The 22,367-nt window shown below is 70.9% G+C and carries 13 protein-coding genes; 5 read left to right on the top strand and 8 right to left on the bottom strand.

Going from position 1 to position 22,367, the window contains the following annotated elements; all coding sequences use genetic code 11:
* Positions 1–14: 14 nt before the first annotated feature.
* Positions 15–1,004 carry a Bug family tripartite tricarboxylate transporter substrate binding protein gene (locus AC07PU_RS02585; protein ID WP_296798957.1) on the bottom strand — a complete coding sequence of 330 codons (990 nt, stop codon included), beginning with the start codon at positions 1,002–1,004 and terminating at the stop codon, positions 15–17.
* Positions 1,005–1,056: 52 nt separating this feature from the next.
* A complete protein-coding gene (locus tag AC07PU_RS02580) occupies positions 1,057–2,079 on the bottom strand; it encodes a cyclase family protein (RefSeq protein WP_495314975.1) in 1,023 nt (340 codons plus the stop codon).
* 290 nt (positions 2,080–2,369) lie between these two features.
* Between AC07PU_RS02580 and AC07PU_RS02575 the strand changes: the two genes are divergently transcribed.
* Positions 2,370–3,059, top strand: coding sequence for a hypothetical protein (locus AC07PU_RS02575; protein ID WP_495314973.1), 690 nt, complete (start codon positions 2,370–2,372; stop codon positions 3,057–3,059).
* Here the strand turns inward: AC07PU_RS02575 and AC07PU_RS02570 are convergent.
* The 6 genes from AC07PU_RS02570 to AC07PU_RS02545 form a co-directional block, all read right to left on the bottom strand.
* Positions 3,056–3,670: an RNA polymerase sigma factor gene (locus tag AC07PU_RS02570; protein WP_495314971.1), complete on the bottom strand. Its 615-nt coding sequence runs from the start codon at positions 3,668–3,670 to the stop codon at positions 3,056–3,058. The genes AC07PU_RS02575 and AC07PU_RS02570 overlap by 4 nt on opposite strands.
* Positions 3,671–3,761: 91 nt before the next feature.
* Positions 3,762–15,938 carry a filamentous hemagglutinin family protein gene (locus AC07PU_RS02565; protein ID WP_495314969.1) on the bottom strand — a complete coding sequence of 4,059 codons (12,177 nt, stop codon included), beginning with the start codon at positions 15,936–15,938 and terminating at the stop codon, positions 3,762–3,764.
* Positions 15,939–16,141: 203 nt separating this feature from the next.
* Entirely contained in the window at positions 16,142–17,122 is a 981-nt protein-coding gene (locus AC07PU_RS02560) for a FecR family protein (protein WP_495314967.1), read from the bottom strand.
* A 5-nt stretch (positions 17,123–17,127) separates the two neighbouring features.
* On the bottom strand, positions 17,128–17,676 hold the full coding sequence (locus AC07PU_RS02555) for an RNA polymerase sigma factor (RefSeq protein WP_495314965.1): 549 nt from the start codon (positions 17,674–17,676) through the stop codon (positions 17,128–17,130).
* Between the two features lie 8 nt (positions 17,677–17,684).
* A complete protein-coding gene (locus AC07PU_RS02550) occupies positions 17,685–18,434 on the bottom strand; it encodes an STN domain-containing protein (protein WP_495314963.1) in 750 nt (249 codons plus the stop codon).
* A gap of 236 nt (positions 18,435–18,670) precedes the next feature.
* Positions 18,671–19,552: a LysR family transcriptional regulator gene (locus AC07PU_RS02545; protein ID WP_093352438.1), complete on the bottom strand. Its 882-nt coding sequence runs from the start codon at positions 19,550–19,552 to the stop codon at positions 18,671–18,673.
* A gap of 152 nt (positions 19,553–19,704) precedes the next feature.
* Between AC07PU_RS02545 and AC07PU_RS02540 the strand changes: the two genes are divergently transcribed.
* From AC07PU_RS02540 to AC07PU_RS02525, 4 genes are all read left to right on the top strand, one after another.
* Positions 19,705–20,358: a hydrolase gene (locus AC07PU_RS02540; RefSeq protein ID WP_208508035.1), complete on the top strand. Its 654-nt coding sequence runs from the start codon at positions 19,705–19,707 to the stop codon at positions 20,356–20,358.
* Between the two features lie 242 nt (positions 20,359–20,600).
* Positions 20,601–20,957, top strand: coding sequence for a hypothetical protein (locus AC07PU_RS02535; protein WP_093352444.1), 357 nt, complete (start codon positions 20,601–20,603; stop codon positions 20,955–20,957).
* A gap of 77 nt (positions 20,958–21,034) precedes the next feature.
* Positions 21,035–21,433: a hypothetical protein gene (locus tag AC07PU_RS02530; RefSeq protein ID WP_495314960.1), complete on the top strand. Its 399-nt coding sequence runs from the start codon at positions 21,035–21,037 to the stop codon at positions 21,431–21,433.
* Positions 21,434–21,502: 69 nt separating this feature from the next.
* Positions 21,503–21,883: a hypothetical protein gene (locus tag AC07PU_RS02525; protein WP_495314958.1), complete on the top strand. Its 381-nt coding sequence runs from the start codon at positions 21,503–21,505 to the stop codon at positions 21,881–21,883.
* Positions 21,884–22,367 lie beyond the last annotated feature (484 nt).

The following is a 22,367-nucleotide window of genomic DNA, read 5'->3' as shown; positions in this document are numbered from 1 at the left end:
GCAGCGCCGGGGACTCACTCCGCCTTGATGTTGAGGCGCGTGATGAGCTCGCCCCACTTCTGGCTCTGCTGCTGCGTCACCTCGATCAGCTCGCCGGGCGTGCTCGCCTTGGCCTCGTTGCCGATCTTGTGCATCGCATCGGCGAAGCGCTTCGAGGTCGTGACCTTGCGCAACGCCGCATTGAGCTTGTCGATCACCGGCTTGGGCGTGCCGGCCGGCGCGAACACCGCATACCAGGTCTCGCCCACGATCGAGGGATAGCCGAGCTCCTTGAAGGTCGGCACCTCGGGCATCAGCGGCTGGCGATCGGCGCTGAGCACCGCGATCGCGCGGTACTTGCCCGCGTTCACGTTCGGCAGCGCGCTCGTGAGCGCCTCCACGTTCGAATCGACGATGCCGCCGATCATGTCCATGGTGGCCGGCGCCGCGCCCTTGTAGTGCACCTGCGTCATCTTCACGTCGAGGCCGGTGGCGATCAGCTCGCCCAGCAGGTGGACCATGCTGCCCTGCCCGTTGGTGGCGTTGTTGATCTTGCCGGGGTTGGCCTTGGCATAGGCCACGTACTCGGCCACCGTCTTCGCGGGGAAGTCCTTCTTCACCACAAAGGCGAAGGGCACGGTCGCGACCGCCGCCACCGGCGCGAAGTCCTCGAGCTTGTAGGGCAGCTTGTCGATCAGGTGCGGCGTGGTGGTGAAGGTGCTGCCGGCCGACAGCAGCAGCGTGTGGCCGTCCTTGGGCGCGCGCGCCACATACGAGGCGCCGATCGCGGTCGCCGCGCCGGCCTTGTTGTCGATGATGAAGGTGCCGCCCATCGCCTCGCCGAGCTGCACAGCGAGCTGGCGCCCCACCACGTCGCTGGTGCCGCCGGGCGGGAACGGCACGACCAGCGTGACGGGCTTGGTCGGCCAGTTGGCCGCGGCATCGGCCTGCGCCGCCGCGGCCAGCGGCAGCAGCGGCAGGGCCAGCGCGGCGGCCAGCGCCAGGGTCTTCGATCGGATTCGCATGTCTCTTGTCTCCTTCGTTCTTCGTCGGTTCGCGCGTGTCGATGCGCGCGCTTCAGACCGTCGCCACCGGCGTGACCGGCGAGCCCACCGCGCCCGGCAGCCGCAGCGGCGGCGCGGTCAGCAGGAAGCTCGAGCGCTTGTGCGCGCGCAGCCATTGCGCGAGCTCGGCGAAATACCAGAGCTCGCCCAGGTGCAGGCCGAGCTTGAAGAGGCAGTGCGCATGCAGCGGCAGTCCCGGGTAGGAACCGTTCGCGCCGGGGCGGGCCGGATAGGCCTCGACCGCGAAGTTGTCGGCGCAGATCGCGACGATGCCCGAGTCGGTGATCCACTGCAGCAGCTTCTCGTCGCGGCCGTCGAGCACCGCGCACGAGCGCGCCAGCACCTCGCCGTCGGGCTGCTTGTTCATCTCGAGGATCAGGTCGGCGAAGCCGGTGTACAGGCACAGGAAGTCGCCCTGCTCCACGCTCGCGCCCTGCGCCTCGAGCGCGGCCATCAGGCCGTCGTAGCCCACCACCGCGCGCTCGCGGCCGTGGATGCGCTCGAGGTCGACCAGCACGCCGCGGCCCTGCACGCCGGCCGTGGCCATGCGCTCGATGCCGATCGAGCGCGCGCCCCAGCCGCGCTCGGCGTCGTCGGGGCCGACGATCTCGATGCCGGCGCGAAAGCCGTTGTAGTAGACCTTCTCGGGCCGGCCGTCGCCGTCGGCGTCGAACATCTGGCCCACGTGGCCGAGGCCGTCCCACTGCGTCGAGTACTGCAGGAACATCAGCACCGCGTCGTCCGAGATCACGTCGCAGAAGCAGTCGTTCACGTTCGACAGCCGGTAGTTGAAGTTGAAGCTGTCGCCGCGCTTCTCGTAGACGAACTTCGGCGCCTTGCGGTGCTGGAACAGCGTGTTGCCGCCCGGATGGTCGAGCGGCAGGCTCAGGCAGAACGCCGTGCCGTGCTCGACCTCGCGGAAGGCGCGCAGGCGCGTGGCCGGTGTCAGCAGGTTCATGCGGCCGATCTGGTCGTCGGGGCCGAAATCGCCCCAGTTCGATCCTTCGGGGCGGTGTTGCCAGCGTGGCTTGTCCATGGGCGGAGCTTTCTTGAAGAGAGAGGCCAAAGAAGGGCTGCGCGCGTGGAGTCGTGTCCCGTCTGCCGGCAGCAGACGAAACATACTATTAGGTATGGCACGCAGTCAATCGAGGCTGACCCTCGGGCTCGAGGACAGGTTCTATATCGATCCCTTGACCATCGAGCGCCGATCATTGCCATTCTTCTCGATAGATACCAATCAGTATGTACTGGCAGGGGATGGCTCGTGCGAGAGCGGTCCGTCACCGATACGGATGCGATGGCAGTCGCCGCCGATACCATCGGTCCATGCCGAGCGATTCCTCCTCTCCTCCCCACGCCCCGGAATCGCCCGAGGCCCTCTCGGCGACTGCGCGACAGACGCTCGATGCGTATCTCGCGCGAATCGATGGCCAGGACTTCTCCGGCGCGTCATTGCTTTCCGCCGCCGACATCGTCCGCTGGAGCCTGGACCTGCGATCGCTCCCGATACCGCGGCGGCTCGATGGCCTGGTGCTCGACGATCCGCAGACGAGCAACCATCACCTGCTGCTGGCCGCGCCGCCGCTGGCCGGCGCGGTCCTGTACCTGAGCCATGACGGCGACTCGCGCGTGGTGTTCGCCGACGTCGAGGACTTCCTCGATGCGGTCCGGCGCGCCGCCGCCGACGATGGGGAGGTCGAGGACTTCCATCCTTCGGTATCGCCGCTCGCGGACGACCAGGCGGGCGTGGGCGCGCTGATCCGCTCGCTGCTCGCCTCCGCGGACGACGAGGATGCGGCCGTCGCCTTCATTCCCTCGCTGGACCTGCGCGATACCGGGCTGTTGCGCGAACTCGCGTCGCACGAGAACTTCTTCGTGACGGAAGCGCTCGCGGTGGAGATAGCGAAGCGTCCATCCGCAGCGCTGCGCGACATCGCATCGATGTGCGCGGCGCACGCGCACCCGCAGGCGGCGAATGCGGGCAAGCGAGCCGTGGCGGCGGTGGCGTCGCTCTAGAGCCGGTCGACGCTGACCGACGACGCGCAGTGGTCCAGCGTCCGTCGCAGCACCGTGTCGACCCGCCGCAGGCTCAGGTCGCAGCGCCGGGCGACCTCCTCGCGCGTCATCTCCTCGATGCGCAACCCGATCAGCACCGAGCGATGGCGCTGCGGCAGGTGCTGCAAGGCGCGCTCCACCGCCGCGAGTTCGGAACGCGCATCGGCAATGGCCTCGGGGCCCGGCGAGAGATCGGCGAGGTGCTCGAGCTCGGTCTCGGCATCGCTCGCGTACTGCCACGGCCTGTCGGCGCGCAGCCGGTCAGTCGCCGCGTTGCAGGCGACGCGGTAGACATAGGCCTCGGGGCTTTGCGCCGCCTGCGCGGAGGTTCGATCGCCAAGGCGGATCCACGCATCGTGCAGGCTGTCGCTGGCCAGGTCGGGGCATCCCAGGTGGTGCATCAGGCGCCGGTGCAGGCGCGCGTAGTTCGCCACCAGGAACACCTGCAGATCGGGGCCGATGCCCGCCGCGCCGCGGTCCTCTTCGCGCCCGAAGGCCAATGGCTCGAAGGACGCGGCCCAGCGGCCACCGGATGCCGGACGCGCCGCGCTCGCATGAAGGGAGGGGGTCATGGTGGTGATGCTCGGGTGAAGAAGGCATGCGGCGGCCGGGCCTGCCGGTCGCGGCAGCCCGAATCCACCGAAGGCGCGCCGGTCCGGCGCGCTACAGGCCGAGGTTGGCGCGCTCCCGCGGCGTGAGTTGCCTGCGTGCCGAATCGGGCAGGTCGCCGACGCCCAGCACGCGCACCGAACTGGTCGCGTCGTAACTGGCGGGTTCCCTGCGCGGCGCGTTCACCGGCGCATCGGGACTGCCCGCCGGGCTCTCGTTGCCGAAGCCCAGCACGCGCACCGTGAAGACCGAGGGCAAGGCCTGCCGCGCGGCCGTGCGTTCGCGCTGCACCGTGTCCTGCGCCGCCATCGCGGCCTGCGAGGCGGCGGCGCTGGCATTGGTCAGCGCACCCACGTTCACCGCGGCCACCACGGGAATGCCGGCGCTCTTTCCCTGCACCTGGATGTTGGCCGCGTTGACCACCTGCAGCGCCGCGAGGTTGACGTTGCCCGACACGCGGATGCCCGCCTCGCCCGCGTCGATGGTGCCCAGCGGCGCGATCAGGTCCACGTCGCCCGGCGGCACTTCGGGAATCGGGTTCAGCGTCGCGATGCCCGCGCCCGTGCTCGGCACGTTGGGCGAAAGTTTCACGTTGCCCAGCGTGTCGTACTCGCGCTTGGGCGGCGTGTAGACCAGCGTGGTCTTGGCGCCGCGGCCGGCGTTGATGTCGCCCGTGGCCGACCACGCGAGGATGTCGCCGCCGAAGGTGGTCATGATGCGCGACAGGCCCAGCAGGATGCTGCCCTCGCTGTACATGTCGATGCTGCCCTCGCCCTGCGTCACGAGGCCCGCGGGCGTGACGCCCGCGAGGCTCGATGGCGTGATGCCCTCCACGCCCACCAGCGTCGTGCCGCCGGGCGCCAGCGTCTGGATGTCGCCGCCCGCCACGGTGCGCACGCCGGCATTGGTGTTCGCGCCCTGGTACAGCGTGATGCCACCGTCGTGCACGATGACCCGGCCCTGCGCATCGACGCCCGGGAACAGCGCCGCGATGGCATCGCGCCCGCGCAGGTAGCTGCCGAAGCGCTTGCTGCTCGCGTCGTTGTATTCGCGCCCGCCGGCCGTGAGCTCGGCATAGAACACCTGGCGCACGAAGATGCGCTGCTGCTCGGGCGCCAGGGCCTCGAAGTAGGCCAGCGCATCGGCGGCCGACGCGGCCGCGTAGCCGAAGCGCTCCCGCAGCCATTGCGCCAGTTCGGCGTCGTAGGTCTTGGCCACCTTGCCCGGCTGGTCGGCCAGCGCGCGCGAGGCATCGCTGGCATGGGCCGGATCGAGGTAGCGCGCCGCGAAGCCCGCGAAATCGCTCGCGCCCTGGCCGGGCAGCCCGGCGCCCAGTCCGGCCTGCAGCACGATGCTGGCGCCCGGGCGCAGGTCGCCGCTCTCGATGCCGCCCAGGCTGGTGAGGCTGGCGCTGTTGCCCTGGTAGATCTGCCGCCCCGCGCTGACCTCGAGCGTGCCCGGCCCGGCGATGTCGAAGTTGCTCTGGATCACGCTGCCGCCGGCCGCGATCATCGACACGTCGGTGGTCGCGTCGTGCACGATCAGGCCGCGGCTGCCGACGATGTCGCCGCCCGCGAGAACGCGCACCGGCTTCGAGGCCTGGTAGTACAGCGGCCCCGGCGAGTTCGGCGCGCTGGTGTCGGTCACCAGCTCCAGGCCCAGCTGCAGCCCGAGCACGTCGCCGTGCACCGCATAGACGTGGATCGGCGTGCCGTTGCCGGCCGCGCTGTCGTCGGTCAGGGTGTTGGGCCCGAACACGAACGGCGTGCCGCCGATGCCCATGTAGCCGTGGGCGCCGTAGTAGTCGTACAGGTGCTCGTAGATCGCCGTGTAGTCGAACGGGTCGATGTACGAGAAGGGATAGGGCGCGGTCCAGTAGTTGCTCGCGACGATGTAGTCGCCGACGGTGCCGGTCTGGACCACGCGCCAGGCCGGGTTCAGCGGCGTCGCCAGCGTCGCGCGCGAGCTGCCGAGCAAGCCGATCTGCCCGGTGTTGTTGGCCGGGTTGTTGGCCGAGTCGCCCACCACGCTGCCCTTGGCGAGCAGGTCGAGCGCGCCGCGCGGCGAGGGCAGCATCAGGGTGGCCGAATTGGCCGGGGCGTTGTAGATGCTGCCGCCCGCGGCCACCGCGCGCATCACCGGCGGCAGGAACTGCGTGAGCGTGGTGCCGAAGGCCGTGAGGTTGCCGCCGGCCGAGAACAGCTCGGCGCCGCTGTCCTCGGACCACAGCGTGAACCAGGTCGCGCCCGCGCCGCCGGTGGGATTGCCGTCCAGCGGCACCGCGGTGTCGACGTGCTGGCCCACACGGCCCGGGTCGATCAGCGTGTTGAGCGCCAGGTCGCCCAGCGTGCGCACCGACACCGTGCCGTCGCCGGGCGCGAAGTTCAGCGCATCGCGCGTCTCGGCCGCATAGGCGGTGCGCGGATCGAGCGTGCGCGGGTCGGTGTTGCGCGCGCCGTAGTTCTTGAGCTCGAGCGTGCCCGCATGCTGCGCGTCGACCAGGGTGTCGCCGCGCAGGTTGGCGTACACGCCGGCGTAGATGCCGCCGCCCGCGCTCACGCGCAGCGTGCCGCCGCCGGTCTGCTGCAGCCGGCCGTCGACCACGCGCCCGCTGCCGCCCACCGCGACCGCGATGCCGTCCAGGCCGGGCTTGGAGGTCGAATCGTTCCAGCCATGCGGGCTGCCGATGTTGCCGCCGGCGCGCACCGACACGTTGCCGCCGCCGAGCGCGCCGATGCCCGAGAAGGCCGGCAGCGTGAGCGAGTAGTTGAAGCCGTCGCTGTCGACCGCATAGCTGCCGAAGTTGATGCCCCAGCCGGTCTTCTGGCCCAGCGCATCGCCGCCCTGGCGCCAGAGCCATTCGCCGACCGATTGCGTGCCGGCGTCCTGGAAGCCCGTGATGTCGCCCTGTGTCCAGAGGTTCAGGTCGCCGCCGCCGCCCGTGTACCACATGCGCTGCGCGCCGAGGGTGGCGCCGTAGGCGTCCTGGTAGGGACCGAAGGCCGTGCCGTCGGACTGCAGCGAGCGCGGCGCGTTGTAGCCCGAGTCGGGGCCGGTGTCCGCCAGCTGCGTGCCGGCGGTGTAGACGCCGAACGGCGACTTCTGCACGTAGCTGCCGCCGGCATAGAGCCCGAGGTCGCCGGTGCCGGTGCGCACCACGCTCACCGCGGCGAAGGGCGCATCGCCCGGCATGCCCGCAGTGCCCGCGTAGTGCAGGTCGTCTAGCACCAGCGCGCCCTTGCCGCCGAGCCGCGACGACGGCAGCACGACGCGGCTGTCGGCGCTCTGCAGGTCGGCGCCGCTGACCAGCCGCATCGACCAGGACTGCATGCCGGGCGCGAGCATCGGCGCCGTCGCCCACATGCGGCCCTGCGTGCCGTCGGCACCGGTCGGGCGGTCCGCCCAGCCGTTGTCGTCGGGCGTGGCGCCCGGTGGCGCGAAGCCGTCGTTGATGCTGCCGCGGATGTTCAGGTCGCCCGCGGCGCGCAGCACGATCGTGCCCGGCTCGCCCGCGCCGCGCCGCGCGGGATCGGCCTGCGGGCCGTAGCGCAGGCCCGAGAGATCGAGGTCGCCCTCGGTGCTCAGGTCGCCGCTGGCGCGGATCTCCACGCCGGGGCGCAGATGGAAGGCATCGCCATAGGCCGTGAGCCCCGCGAGCCGGCCGCGCAGCCCGGCGTTGGCCCAGGCCGCGTCGATGAAGGCGGCGTTGCGCCGGTCGACCTGGTTCAGGCCCACCTTGCCATTGGCGCCGACCGCGCCGCCGGCCGCGTCGCCGTTGTCCTGCGTGACGGTGCCGTTCGCATCCGTGGGCGTGTAGGTCCAGAAGGCATCGAGCGCGATGCTCGCGGCGCCCTTGATCGACAGCGCGCCGCCGGCCTCGATCCTGAGGTCGCCTGCGGTCTCGCCGAGGCGCGGCGCCGCGAGGCCGAGCTGGCCGCGCGCCACGTCGTCGGCCGCGCGCAGGTCGACGCTGGCGCCGCCGGCCAGCCGCAGGGTGCCGGCCGTGGTGGCCAGCGACACCCGGGCCCGGTTCGAGGCATCGATGGCCTGGCCCTGGCTGTCGACCGCGAGCCGCGTGCCGTGCGCGTCGAGCACCGCGCCGGCACCCAGCGAGAGATCGTCGCGCGCCGCCAGCGCGATGCTGCCCACATCGGCGCCCGAGGCGTCGATGCGGCCGTCGATGGCCAGGCTGCCGCCATTGACCGTGATGCTGACTTCGTGGGCACGCAGGCTGCCCACGCGCAGGTCGCCGCTGCCGAGCGTGAAGTCGCGCGCGCCGAAGAAACCCGCGCCGTCGAGCTGCGTGTTGTAGGCCGCGAAGTCGGCATCGCCGAAACGGTCGGCCGCCAGCGTGAAGCGGCCGTCCGCGAAGCCGCGGCCCTCCTGCGTGCCGCCGCCCTGCCCGCGCAGCGTGCCGCCGAGCCGGACCTGCCCGCCCGCGCCGAGCGCGCTCGCGCTCAGCGAGCCGGCGTCGTTGTGGGCGGCCGAGACGTCGATGCGCGAGCCCGCGCCCTGCTCGATGCTGCCGCCGGTGCTGGTCAGCGTCACGCTGCCGCCCCAGCTGTAGCGCGTGAGGTCGAAGAAGGCGATGCCGCGACCCGCCAGGTCGATCTGCGCCTGGTCGCCGAGCGCGATGTCGCCCTCGGCCTGCACGTCGAGCCTGCCGCTGGGCAGCGCCACGGCGGTGTCGAGCGACACCGAACGCCCCTGCAGCGCGATGCGGCCGCCGAGTTCGTCGAAGGCGGCCGTGTCGGCGACCGCCACGCCTTCGGGCGTGGCGATGCGCAGCGCGCCGCCCGCGGCGTAGCGCATCGACGAGCCGGCCTGGCCCGCGAGCAGCGGCGTGTTCATGCGCAGGTCGCCGTCCACCAGCCGGCCGTCGGCGCCGCGCGCATGGCCGACCGAGAGCGAGCCGGCGCTGTTGGACACGATGCTGTCGCTGGCATTGATCTCGACGCCGGCGAAGCCCAGCGCGACGCGGTCGAGCGTGGCCTGCGCCTGCGGCCGGCTCAGTGCGTCGTAGCCGAACTGCACGCTCTGCGCATCGATCACCAGCCGGCCGCTGCCGGTGCCCGGGCCGCCGGCCTGCACCGGCGCGGGCAGCGCGCTGGCGTAGGGGCTGGCGACGGTGCCGGCACCGGTCGCGACGCCGTTCCACACCAGCGAGCGGGTCGCGATGCGCACCGTGTCCGCGCTGTCGCCCCAGCCGTAGAAGGCCGGCGTGTTGAGCACCAGCTGGGCCTGCGCGTTGCCGGTGTCGAGCGAGAGCGAGCCGAAGAAATTGAAGGCCCCGCCGGCCGACAGGCTCAAGCGCTCGAGCGCCGGAACGCCCGCGTCGGCGACCGGGCGCAGCAGCCGGTCGAGCACGTCCTGGGTCAGTTGCCAGCCCGCGGGCAGCGCACCGGCGGCCCGCGCCGCGGCGAGCGAATCGGCGGTGCCGATGTTGATCTGGTTCTGCGACACCGAGAGGTAGCGCGCGCCCAGCCGCGCATCGCCGAGCACCAGATCGCCGGGCGCGGCGAAGGCGATGGTGCCTTCGGTCAGCAAGGTGGCGCCGTCGGCCACGGTGACGCGGCCCGGCCCCACCGACGGCAGGAAGTCGAGCCAGCCGTTGCCCACCGCCAGCACCGCGGGCGTGTCGCTGGTGGCGCTGCTGCGCAGGTTGTTGGCATAGATGTAGCCGAGGTCGGAGTCGATGCCGGGGGAGCCGAAGCCGCGCGTGTCGAGCGTGGCGCCGCCGTCCACCGTGACCTCGTCGCGCCCGAGCAGGAAGATCTGGCCCGCGCGCAGGGTGGCGCCGTCGCGCACGTGCAGCGCGTTGCCGCCGTTGTAGACCTGCGTGAAGTACAGGCGCGCGCCGTCGCCCGACGAATCCAGGCCGTTGAAGTAGGTGTACCAGCCGCCCAGGGCCAGCGTGCTGGCGCCGAAGGCGCTGAGCTCGCTGGCCGCGAGCGAGATCGCGCCGGGCACCGGCGCCGCGCCGGGACCGGTGATCTCCATGTCGGCATTGCCGATCACGAAGAGCTGGCCCGGGATGCCGCCGGCCGCGGCGTCGAAGCGCGCGCTGCCGCCGAAGCGCAGCGGCGCGGCCACCTCGTCGCTCTGCCGGAAGTCCAGCAGCAGGGTCTTGCCATCGGACGGCAGGCGCGCGCGCCGGCCATCGAACTGCGCCGCCTGCGAGAGCGCGAAGTCGGCATAGCTGGTTTCGTTGAACTGGGTGTAGCTGCGCACCGCCTGGCCGGGCGTCAGCAGCAGTTCGCGCGGCAGGGATTCGCGGATGCCGGTGCCGGCCAGTTGCAGCGTGCCCTCGGTGCGCCAGGAGCCGCCGGGCACGGCCACCAGGCCCGACTGGCGCGCCGGCAGCAGTGCGTCCTGCGGCGCGCCGAGCTCGACGCGGAAGGCACCGGGCAGCAGCGCATAGCTGGCCGGCAGCAGCGTGTAGGTGCCCGCGGGCAGGCCCGGCACGCCGGCACCCACCGTCACCTTCTGGCCGACGGCGGGGTCGCCCGCGCCCTTGTCGGCGAGGGTCGGCGCATAGGCCGCGGCATAGCCGGGCACGACCGCATACACCGCGTTGCCGGCGCTGCTGTAGCGGTTGAGCGCCGGGTTGGCGTTGTACAGCGGCGTGGCCAGCACATTGACCGAGCCGCCGCGGCCCGAGACGAAGCCCTCGCCCATCAGTTGGCCGCCGCCCGAGAGATCGAGCACCGCGCCGGGCTCGACCTGGATCGACTTGCCGGCGATCGCGATGTTGACCTGCGCCTGCGCGAGATCGAACAGCGTGCCGCTCGCGCCCTGGTAGGTCAGGCCGTCCTGGGTGCCACCGAAGGGCATGACCAGCCCCTGCGCGCTGACCGAGGTCAGGCTGCCGTCGCGCAGCACCACCTTGCCGTCGAACAGGCGGTTCGCACCGGCCGCGGTCTGCCAGGCGATGTTGGTGAGCGGGCCGCCGAGTTCGTTGAGCGCGATGACACCGAGCGGCGCGCGCACCACGCCGCCCTGGTCGACCGTGCCGCCCGCCAGCAGCAGGGCGCCGAACACCGAGGCCGGCACCGGCGCGGCATTGCCGTTCGAGCGGATCGCGAGCACGCTGTCGGGATCGATGCCGCCGCTGGTGCCGCTGCCCCTGGCGCCCGCGAGCAGGCCGCCGTACTTGCCGCTCATCGGGTAGAGCTGCGCCGCGGTGGCCACGATGTCGCCGCTCGATGTCACCGCGCCCGCGAAGCGGATGTCGCCGCTGCTGGTGAGCGCCGTCGTGTCGAAGGCCAGCGCCGAGGCCGTGTGCGCCGGCACCATCGGCCCCGCGCCGCCGAGGTACACGCTCATGCCGTCGAGCACCTGGCCGTAGATGTCGATCAGGTCGCCCGAGAGCGACAGCAGGCTGCCCTTCGAGGTGCCGGGCCCGGCCGTCGGCCCGACCAGGCCGGGCTGGTAGCGGCTGCCGTTCGGCGTCCAGTCGACGCCACCGTCGAGCCGGATGTAGGGCGCCGCGATGCGGACCTGCGCCGTGGGCGTGCCGTCGGCCATGGTGAACACGCCGCTCTTGAAGTTGAGGCTGCGCCCGAGCGAGAGATCGACGTCGCCGTCGAACACCATCAGGTCGTGCGCATACAGCGTCAGCGCATCGAAGCCGCCGGCCTCGATCTGGTCGACGCCCAGCGCCGCATTGCCCCAGCGCAGCGCCGCATCGGCCTGGCCGGGCCGCAGCGTGGACGACAGCGCGGTCGGCAGGTGCCGCTGCGACAGCGTGATGCGGTGCAGGACCTGGTCGTCGTCGGTGGCCGTGTCGTAGATGCGGTTGTTCATCTCCAGCGTGAGCGTGCCGCCCGCCGCGCCGGCACCGCCGGCACGCGCCAGCAGCTGGCCGTCGAGGAACATGCCGTCGTAGGAGCGCAGCGCGATGCTGCCGCCGTCGCCCGCGATCTGCACCGGATGCGCGGGCGCCGACGCGGCGCCGCCGGCCGCGAGATCGATGCCGGCCTGGCTGCCCGAGGCATCGAGCACGGCGCCCGGCCGGATCACGATGAAGGCCTGCGCCAGGCCCAGTTCGATGGACCCGCCATCGGGCGCGATGCCGTAGGGCCGGCCCAGCGTGTCGCGCGCCACGTAGGGCCTCGCCGCCACGTCGAGCCGCGCGTCGTCGCCGATCCAGATCGAGGTGCCCGGCCCGCCCGCCGCCAGGTTCAGCGACGCGACCGAGATGCGGCCGCCCCAGGCGTTGAGCGTGCCGTCGATGGTGACCTGGCCGCCGCTGCTGAGCAGCGCGATCTCCTGGCCCGGATCGACCGTGACCACCGCGCCCGCGCCGATCGACAGCGGCACCACGTCGGACACCGCACCGATGGTGGTGCCCGCGACCTGCGAACCCAGCGCCAGGCTGGCGCCGCCGCGTTGCGCGAGCTTCGCGTGCAACGGGTCCTCGGTGTAGAGCGGCGGCGTCCACAGCTGCAGCGCGCGCGCCGTCTCGGTGCCGGTCGGCGGCAGCGGCGCGCTGCCGTCCCAGCGGTAGACCGGCATGCGCACCTCGAGCTGCGTGCCGTCGAGCACGGCGACGCCGTCGTGGCCCGTCACCGCGTAGTGCGAGAAGCCGCTGCGGAACAGCGAGGGACCGAGGCCGAGCACCGGCTGCACCGCGCTGTCGCGCTGCAGCACCACGCCCGGCGCGAGCAGCGTGCCGGCCGCGAGCCGGATCGGCGCGCTCGCGACGCTGCCGGGTGCGTAGTGCTGGGTGCTGGGCGGGATCGGGATGCCGTCGGGGAAGGCATCGGCCGGCACCACGTCGCCCGCCGCGAACTGCGAGATGTAGTAGAGGCTGATGCCGGCCGGCACCACGCTGCCGGACTGGAACAGGCTGGTGGCGCCGCGCGCGTCGATGCCGTAGGCGACCTGGCCCGGGCTCAGGCGCCACGCGGCCGCCGTGACCACCACCGAGGTGCCGTAGCTCAGCGCGGGCACGACCGTGGCCTGCACCTGCTCGCCCGGCGCGAGCCGGCTGACGGTGATCTGGTCGACCGGCACCGTCTCGCCGGGCTGGATCACGTAGTCGTGCAGCAGCCGCAGGCTCACCTGCGCGCCTTCGCCGGCCATCAGCTCGCCGGGGTTGCGCAGCACCTCGCCGCCGATGCCGATCGCCGTGCCCGACTCGATGCTGAGGCTGCCGCCGCCCGTGACGCCGTAGCCGCGCAAGGTGCCACCGAGTTGCAGTTCCGCATGGCCCGGCGCCCGGTTGCTGCCGTCGTTGAGGTTGACGCTGGCCGCGAGCGCGATGTCGCCGCCCTTGCCGCCGGTCAACGCGCCGTTCTGGCCGACCGAAGCGCCCGAGGAGACGTCGACCACGCTGCCCGCGCCCAGCCGCACGTCGCCGATGCTGCGGATCGACACGCTGCCGCCGTCGACGTAGGGCGCGAACGCGATGTCGCCGGTGTCCTGCTGCAGGTTGCTCCACAGGCCGCGCGCATCGAGCATCACGCCCGCGCTGACCGTGACCTGCGTCGTCTTGCCCGTGGCGGCATAGATCGCCTGGTCGACGGTCCGGCCCGTCGTCAGCGTGACGGCGCGCACATTGCCCAGCGCGATCTCGCCGCCGCGCGCCGTGAGGTCGGCATTGACGTCGACCTGCGGCGCGTAGAGCCGGATGGCGCCGCCGGGCGTCACCGCGAGCTCGCCGTCGACCGTCACACCGTTCTTCGCGGCGGCCATGAGCGTGCCCAGGCCGAAGCCGTCGACGAGGCGGCTGTCCACCACCACTTTGCCCTGCAGTTCCTCGGGCAGCGGCGCGGCCTGGCTGCCGCCCTGCAGGCTGTCCGCGACCGCGGCCGTGTCGGGCGCGAACACGATCTCGTTCGAGGTCGGCGCCAGGTTGTGGAAGATCCCCAGCGGGCCGTTCTTCGCGTCGGTGTTCAGCGCCGTGCGCCAGTCGCCCAGCATCCACTGCGCCGCGCGCGCGGCCGCGAACTGCGATTGCCCGTAGCCGTCGAGCCCCGCCTGCGGCTTCTGCACCTGCCGCGGCCCCTGGTAGGCGGTGGCCGTGACCTCGCCCTCGAGCACCGCCGCGCCGGTGGCCACGATCAGTTGCCCCGCGTCGCGGCCGATCGTGTAGCCGCTCTCCAGCCGCTGCTGCGGCCCGATCAGCGGGTTGTAGTAGTAGGCCGTGTTCTCGTCGCCCCAGCGCGGGTGCGCGTCCTCGTAGCCCTTGTACAGGCCCTGGTACTGCACGTCCGCCGGCGCATCGTCGACGCGGTAGAGCCGCCCGTCCGCGCCCTTGAGCCAGCTCTGGCGCAGCATGCCGGTCTGCACGTCCAGCGTGCCGCCCGAGAGGTTGAGGTTCGAGCCCTTCTGCGTGACGAGCTCGCCGCCCGCGAAGGCGATGCTGCCGCCCTGCGCGGCCCATTCGCCGATGCCGTGGCCCTGCAGGCCCAGGTAGCCGCCGACCTCGAGCAGGCCGCCTTGCGTGTACCAGCGTTCCTTGTCGTAGCCGCCGACACCGGCGGGCACGTAGAGCAGCTTCCGGCGGTCGATCCACACGTTGGCGTTGTTGAGCCGGGTGGTGTCGCGGTTGAGCGGCGCATCGCGCTGCTCGTTGCCCTGCACGTTGATCTCGACGTTGTTCGAGGCCATCGCCACCTGCACGCCGACCGCGCCGGAGACGTCGAGCCGGGCCTGGCTCGCGACGTTGCTGCGGCCCTTCGCGCTCACCGCGACCTGGCCGCCGGTGGCCAGGGTCAGCGAGCCGCCCTCGAAGCCGACATCGCCGCCCGAGACGATCTCCACGCGCGACAGGTCGCGGCGGTCGTCCATGCGCGCCAGGTTGTCGAACACGCCGGGCGTGACCGGCACCGTCAGCCGCGCCAGGTCCTGCTTCGCCGACTCGGCGATCAAGGCGTCGCGCTGGCTGTCGAGCGCGCTGCCGGCGCTGTCGTCGAGCACGATGGCGTTGGTGGCGTGCGCGCCGATGGTCACCCTGCCCAGCGCATCGCTGGCCGAGTTCAGCAGGTGGATGCTGCCGCGGGCATTGACGGTGGTGGTGGCGAGCGCGACGCCGTCCTGCACCACCTGGCGGCCCGCGAGCGTGATGTCGCCTTCGGGCGCCTGCAGCAGGCCGGTGTTGCTCACCGCGCCCGCCGTGCTGTCGACCTTGAACTGCGGCGAGACCTCGTTGCCGCGCGTGGTCGCATAGGCATTCGCCGTGGTGGCCTGGCCGGCACGGATGAGGAAGGAATCGCCGGCCGCCAGCTGGACCTGGCCACGCGGCGTGCCGATCTGCCCGGCATTGCCGACCTCGGTGCCCAGCAGCAGCACATAGCCGCCGCCCTGCGTGACGGAGGCGGGCGCCGTGGTCGCGATCCGCGCGCCGGCCTCGACCTTCACGCTGCCCAGCGCATCGGTGAAGCTGGGTGCATAGGTCCCGTCCTGCTGCGCGCTGTAGATGCCGCGCGCCTTGAACTGCTCGTCGCCGATCTTCGCGGCTGCCGCCACCAGGTTGCGCGTGTCGACCTGGCTGCTGCCCGAGAACACCACGCCGTTGCGGTTGGCGATCAGCACCGTGCCGTCGCCCTTGATCTGGCCCTGGATCTGCGAAGGCCGTGCCTGCGGATCGTTGACGCGGTTGAGCACCGCCCAGTCGGGCTGCTGCTGGAACTGCACCGTCGTGTTCCTGCCGACGTTGAAGCTCTCCCAATTGAGGATCGCCTTGTCGCCGGTCTGCTGGATCGCGACCTGCGTGCGGCCGCCGACCTGCGATTGCACGGGCGCATTGGCATTGAGCCAGCCCGCGGTCAGCGAATCGGTATCGACCTTCAGGCCGCCCTCTGCGAGGCCGTCGGGCACCGACGAGGGATCGTTCTGCGCGGCCTGACGCGCGGCCGCCTGCGCCGCCTGCTGCGCCGCGATTGCCTGCGCGGCCAGGTTGAGGTTGCCGATCGAACGCTGCAACTGCGCGCTGGCCTGCTGCTGCTGCGCCTGCGGGTTGGTCAGCGTGGAGGCCGGCATGCCGTTGGGCAGCCGGCCCGTGGCCATCGCCGTGCTCTGCGCCATGTTCTTCTGCGCCATCCAGCCCGCGCTGAAGGCGTGCTGCGCATGCGCGCTGCCGCCCGCACCCGCGGCGATCAGGAGCGCGGCGACGGCCGATGCCGGCGGCGTCAGGCGCCAGCCCAGCCCCTGCGAGGCCGGCGCAGACGACGCGGGCGGCCTGCCGAGGGCCTTGCGGCGCGCCGCTGCATGGAACGATTTCATGAGGGTACTTTCCTGGAACTGTTTGAAAGGGTGACGAAGGACGCCGGCCCCGGGCACGCGACGCATGGGAAAAGGACATCCATGCCTCGATGACGTGCCTCGTCGAAAGAAGTCGCAATGCTTCTCGAACTTTTTTTCTGGAATTTCGCGCGGCACCCGCGCCTGGGGCCGCCGCTACCGCGGTTGAAGAGCGGCGAGGCCGCTCAGCTCATCAGCACGATGTTGCCCGGCAGCGCCGTCAGCTTGGCGCCGTACAGCTCGCGGATCATCGTCAGCGCCGTGTCGGTCTGATGGATGGTGAAGCGCATCTGGACCGGCCGGCGTCCCATCTCGGCATTGCGCAGGATGACGCGGCCCGGCCGGTAGCGGTTGATCTCGTCGATCACCTCGGCCAGCGGCACGTCGGTGAAGATCAGCGCGCCGCTGCGCCAGGCGCTGACGCTCGCCGGATCGACGGCCACCGCGGCGCGCGCGCCCTGCGCGTCGTAGACCAGCTGCAGGCCGCGCTCGAGCACGCGGTGCTGGCCCGCCAGGTCGACGTCGACCGTGCCCTCGAGACAGCTCACGCACACCTGCGGGCCGGTGTGGCGCACGTTGAAGCGCGCGGAACGCGCCAGCAGCCGCCCCGCGCCCGCATACACCGCGAACGGCCGCTGCGGGCCCGCGAGGATCTCGGCCTCGCCCGCCACCAGCTCGATGCCGTCGCCGGCCTCGCCGGCTTTCAGGTTCATGCGGGTCTGCGTGTTCATCTGCACGCTGACCTGGTCGGACAGCGCCACCTGCCGCTGTTCGCCGGTGCCCGTGCGGTAGTCGGCGCCCAGTTCCGCGACCGACGGCCACAGCCCCAGCGGCGGCCTGAAGGCCAGGAAGGTGGTGGCCGATGCCGCCACCGCGCCCGCGACGAAGGCACGCCGGCCGGGCCGGTAAGCCGGTGCGGCCACGCGCCGCGACCGCTCGGGAAACGCCGCCGAGGGATCCGCCTGCACCGCCCGGGCGGCGGCCGGCTCCAGCGCCTCCCAGGCCTTCTTCACTTCGCGCCAGGCCCGTGCGTGCTCGGCGCTCTGCGCGCACCACTGGCGCAGCGCTTCGGCATCGGCGCGCGTGGCCCGGCCCGAGCGCAGCCGCGCCCACCAGGCGTCGGCCTGTTCGCGGATCGAGGCGTGGGCGTTGCGGTCGGCGCTCATGAACATCAGTATCTCCGACGGCCCGCGACGTTCGAACGCTCGACCGCATCGGACTGCGCCATGCGCTCGCGGCAATGGCGCATGGCGTGGCGCAGCTCCTTTTCCACCGAGCTCTCGGAGATCCCGAAGCGCTCGGCGATCTCGGTGTTGAGCAGCCCGTCCATGCGCGCCGCGATCAGGATCGCGCGGCGCCGCGGCGGCATCTCCGCCAGCACTTCATCGAGCGTCGCGAGCTCGCTGCGCGCCGCGACTGTGCGCAGCGGATCGCCCACCTCGTCGGCGATGTTCATCAGCGCCTCCACGTCGCCATCGGTCAGCAGCACGCTGTTGTGGCGGTGCGTGTCGATCGCGATGTTGGCGGCCATGCGCAGCAGGTAGGCGTCGGCATTGCGCACCGAGCCCGCCGTGGCCGTCGCCTCGAGCCGCACCCAGGTTTCCTGCAGCGCATCGGCGGCGTCGTCGCGCGAGCCCACGATGCGCTCCAGGCTGCGGCGCAGCTCCGCATAGCGCGCGGTCAGGCGCAGGCGCAGCGTGGAGCGAAGCGAATCCGGCATGGCGTGGCTCAGGGTCCGACGATCCGGAACGCGTCCGGCGTGCGCGCGGCGGTCAGGGCCGCGCCCTCCCCTTGGCCCTCGATGGCGGACGGGCATTGCGGGCGCGCCGAGGGCCCTTCGGGCAGCAGCAGGATCGAGACCGGCTGCGCCATCGCGGCGGGCGGCGGCGCACCCACCGCCATGCGCCGCAGCACCCGGGCGATCGCCGCGTCGCGCGCTGCCTGCCCCGTCGTGTCGAGCAGCCGGAAGCGCTCGACCATGCCACGCGCATCGAGGCGAAGCTGCAATGCCAGCCGGTACGGGCCGGGCCGGGTCTGCGGCGACGCGCACAGCGCATCGCGCAGGCTCTGCTGCACCCGCGCGATGTAGGCCATGAAGTCGGGGTTCCTGCCGGTGATGCCCGGGATGTCGGGGCTTCCCGTCGTCGCAACCGGCGGCACCGCGGTGGCCGGCACCGGATCGTCCGTTGGAGAGATCACGACGGACTGCGCATCGGCATGGCGCGCGCGCAGCCCCGTTCCCGCCAGCAGTTGCCGCAGCGCTTCGTCCGCGCCGAAGCTGCCCCGCACGGCGCCGGCCTGGCGCTTCGCATCGGTGCTGTCGATCATCACGGCGAGGCCGGTCAGGCGGCTGTAGGCGTTGAGCGCGCTGCCCAGGTCCTGGGCGGCAATGTCGAAGAGGAATGGATTCGTGATCACGGCATCGGATGCCGCCGGCCCCTGGGCCCGAGCCTCCACGGCGACCAGCAGCGTGCCCATGGACGCGAGGCAGCCCCACAGCAGGCACCCTGTCAGTGCCAGCACACTGACCGATGCCGGGTTAGCTGTCATCTGCTATCGCACACGTCCGGAAGTTGAAATGAAGTGCCCGAGGCAGACCGCTCAGCAAGTTGTCGGCGAGGCTAGTTCGATTTGTTTACATGTACGTGACAGAACGGCGACAAGCCGCTTCGCTCGCCGCACGGCAAGCGCGACGAAAACGACGAAGCACCCGCTCACGCCGGGTGCGACAACCGCTCGCAGTGCTCGATCAGCAGTTCGGTCAGCACGCGTATCTTCCTGGCCGGATGCTGGCCGGGCGGCCGGATGACGTAAGCCCCCGCGGGGGGCGGTGGATAGCGCGTCATGACCGGCACCAGCGCACCGGCGGCCACGTATTCGTGCGTGAGCCAGTCCGGCACATAGGCGATCCCAAGGCCTGCCACCGCGGCGGCGACCAGTGCCGTGCCGTTGTCGGCCTTGAATCGTCCCTGCGGTCGGACCGTGATGATCCGGTCGCCGTCCATCAGTTGCCAGGCCTCGGTGCCCTGCATCAGCGCTTCATGCGCACCGAGTTCGTCCGGGGTCTCGGGCGACCCGTGCGCGCTGATGTAGCTCGGGCTCGCCACGAGCTTGCCGTAGATCGGTCCGACGCTTCTTGCAATGAGGTTGGAGTCCTCGAGATAGCCGACCCGGATCGCGCAGTCGAAGCCTTCGGCAATCAGATCGACGAATCTGTCGCTGTAGCAGGTCTGGATGTGGAGCTGGGGATGGCGCTTCGCCATCTCGGCGAGCATGGGCGCGAAGTGCGTCGGGCCGAAACTCAATGGCACCGCGATCCTCAGGCGGCCGCGAAGCTCGCCCGCGGGCAGGATCGTCTCCATGGCCGTGTCGATGTCGACGCAGACCTTGGCCGCGTAGTCGCGGAACGTGCTGCCGGCTTCCGTGAGCGCCGCGCCGCGTGTGGATCGCGCGAGCAGTTGAACACCCAGTTCCGCTTCGAGCCGAAGCAGTCGCCGACTCACCATCGACTTGGAGATGCCCAGTCGCACCGCCGCCGGCGACACCCCTCCGGCACTGGCCACTTCGACGAATGTACGCAGGTCCTCGATGTCCAAGCTGGCGTTCCTCCAATCGCGACACAGTTCGCCGAAGAATGGTACTACCGGGCGAAGAGGGGGATCGCAATACTCCCTGCGGACGGCATCGCCACGAGCGGTGCCGTCGTCCAGAACCCCTTCCGCTGACAGCGGCAACACAGGAACCAGCAATGACTTCTCGCAACGGCCTCTCTTCGCTTCTTCGTCCCGAAGATTCGGTCCTCGTCCTGATCGACCACCAGCCCTACCAGCTCGCAAACCTGAACAGTCACGAACCGCAGATGGTCATCAACAACACCGTCGGCCTCGCGAAGGCCGCCAAGGCCTTCGGCGTCCCCACCATCCTGACGAGCGTGATCGCCGAACGCGGCGGCCTCCTCTTCCCCCAGCTCACCGAGGTCTTCCCCGGGCAGGAGGTCATCGACCGTACGTTCATCAACACCTGGCAGGACAAGGCGGTGGTCGATGTGGTCAAGGCCACGGGCCGCAAGCAACTGATCATCGCGGGCCTGTGGACCGAGGTGTGCGTCGCGATGCCGACGATCCAGGCGCTCGGCGAAGGCTGGGACGTCACCGTGGTCACCGACGCGTCCGGCGGCGTCTCCGTCGAGTCGCACCAGGTCGCGATCCAGCGAATGATCGCGGCCGGCGCGAACATGCTCACCTGGCTCGCGGTCGCCTCGGAATGGCAGCGCGACTGGGCGCGCACCGAGAGCGCCGCTGCATTGACCCAGGTGATCACGCAACACGCGGGAGGCAGCGGCATCGCATACCTCTGGGAGCAGCAGTTGCTCAACACGCCGGTGCCTGCCAAGGCGGCCTGACGGAAACAAGGGGGATGGACGCGCTTCCGTCTAGGCGTTGCGAAGGCTGAACGCCGGCTCGAGCCACTTCATCCCCGAAAGGCCTGGGCGCTCGCGCATGGACCGCGGCCAGGCCGAATGGCGCGGACAGCATCGGGACAACCGAGGAGCCAGCTGTCGGAAAATGCGGCGAAGGCCACGCCGTGGCCGCGACGGCTTCGTGACGAATCCGTGCTTTCGACCGCCCTCGCCCCTTCGATGCCATGCGTGACTTTCTCTATTACTCGCTGATGCTCCTGCTGGGATTCGCCTGGTACCGCTTCGGGCAGAGCCTGCTGAAGAAGGGCAACCGCGACGAGAACGACGAACTCACCAAGGGCTTCGTCGGACCGGTCGGCTTTCTCGTGGCGGGCGCCATCGCGTGCTATCTCTTCGTCTCCACCTTGCGCGCGCTGATCCGGGGCGAGGTGCCGTGCCTCGGCAAGGCCTGCTCGGGGCAGGTGTATGCATTGGCGACGCATGCGGGGGAGTATTGGTCGAACGTCTTCTACATGGTGTGGCTCGTTCTCGCGCTGGGGTATGCGCTGTACGTGACGTTCAAGATCTGGTTCCGGGTCTGATACCCGGCCTTGGACGAGAATTGCGCGCCGCGCCGATGCATGAGGCCGGCGTGACCCGTCATGCAAGGAATCGACCCATGCGCCTGTACAGGCTGTTCATCCCGATGATCGTTTCGACCGCCGCCTTGTGCGCGGGGGGCGCGAGCGCGGCCGAACTCTGTTCCCGGGCTTCACCGCACGCGGGCGCCGAGGTCACCCACACGCACGGCTTCGACTTCATCGTCGATCCCCAGCCGGTTCCGAATGCGTTCACCGGTTGCCAATACGGCTGGATCGGCGATGGCAATGCGCCGTCCACCATGGAGAAGGTCATCACCGCCTACTTCGTCGCTGGCCGCGTGCAGTGGTACGAAGCGCGCTGGCCCGATCGCCCGCTGCATCGTTGCGTGTACGAAGGCGGTGTCATCGCGCCCGGCAAGTCCGTCAATGCTTCGGCATGTCCGGTCAAGGAAGCCGATGCCCAGGTGCCGCGTTGAAGCTGCAGCGACATCGATACCATCGACGGCAGATCCATTCGTCGCGCCCCACCTGCACAACTTCGACAGATGCATATGAAGCAAGGTCTATGGTTCGCGCTCGCCGTGCTCGTCTCGTCGACCCACGCCACGGAAAACCGCGGTGCGGAACAACAACTCGCCTACTGTGTCGCGCTGGCCTCCCGGACCGTGGAAGACATCTCCAAAGACGGAACGCGTGCCGCCGCGATGCGCTGGATGCGCTTGTCGGCGCGCTACATCGACAGGCTCGAGGAACTGGCTCCCACGACCGCCCAGCGCCGCGCCTTGCTGGATCGGGCGCTCGAAGACATCGGCGCCGAGAATGCGCGGCTTCGAGCTTCGGAGCGGCCACTCTTCGAATCCATTCGAAGCACCGATCAGGCGCTCGCTGCCTGCGACGAATTGGCTGCAGCAAGGCCCCGCCGATAGCTCCTCACATGTTGAGAATCCCGGATTCCGTGTACGCACCAGACGAAAAAGCGCGAGCGACACGTCGACGGACATGGATCGGCGTGCAGCTGCTCGTCACACTTCCATTTCTGTTCGCGCTGGGCATAGCCACCGAGATGCTGTTCGCACAACCTGGCAAGGGCTACAGAACATCCTCCGGAACCTACGTTGCCTGCGAAGCCCTGGCACCAAGGGCCAAGAGCTACTCGCCTCCGCGTTGCGCCCGCTTCGGATCGATAGGCACCAACCCCGCCGGCTTCGCGTTGGCCATCGCATCGCTGGGCCTGCTCAGCGCCGTCATCTGGGTGAGCTGCAGACCTGGCCGCGGGTTCCGCTTCTCACGGTAGGCCAACACCGATCGTGCAGCGCCATCCGATCGATGTTCGTTGCTACGATCCCGCACCCAGTCGCCGCGGCCACCCAAGACGCACGCCGAAGGCGCCCGATGCGGATCGGCGGCCGT

The sequence above is a fragment of the Variovorax sp. GW821-FHT10D07 genome (genome assembly GCF_059415325.1).
The sequence above is the reverse complement of the archived record's forward strand: the minus strand, read 5'-3'. Positions and strand labels throughout refer to the sequence as shown.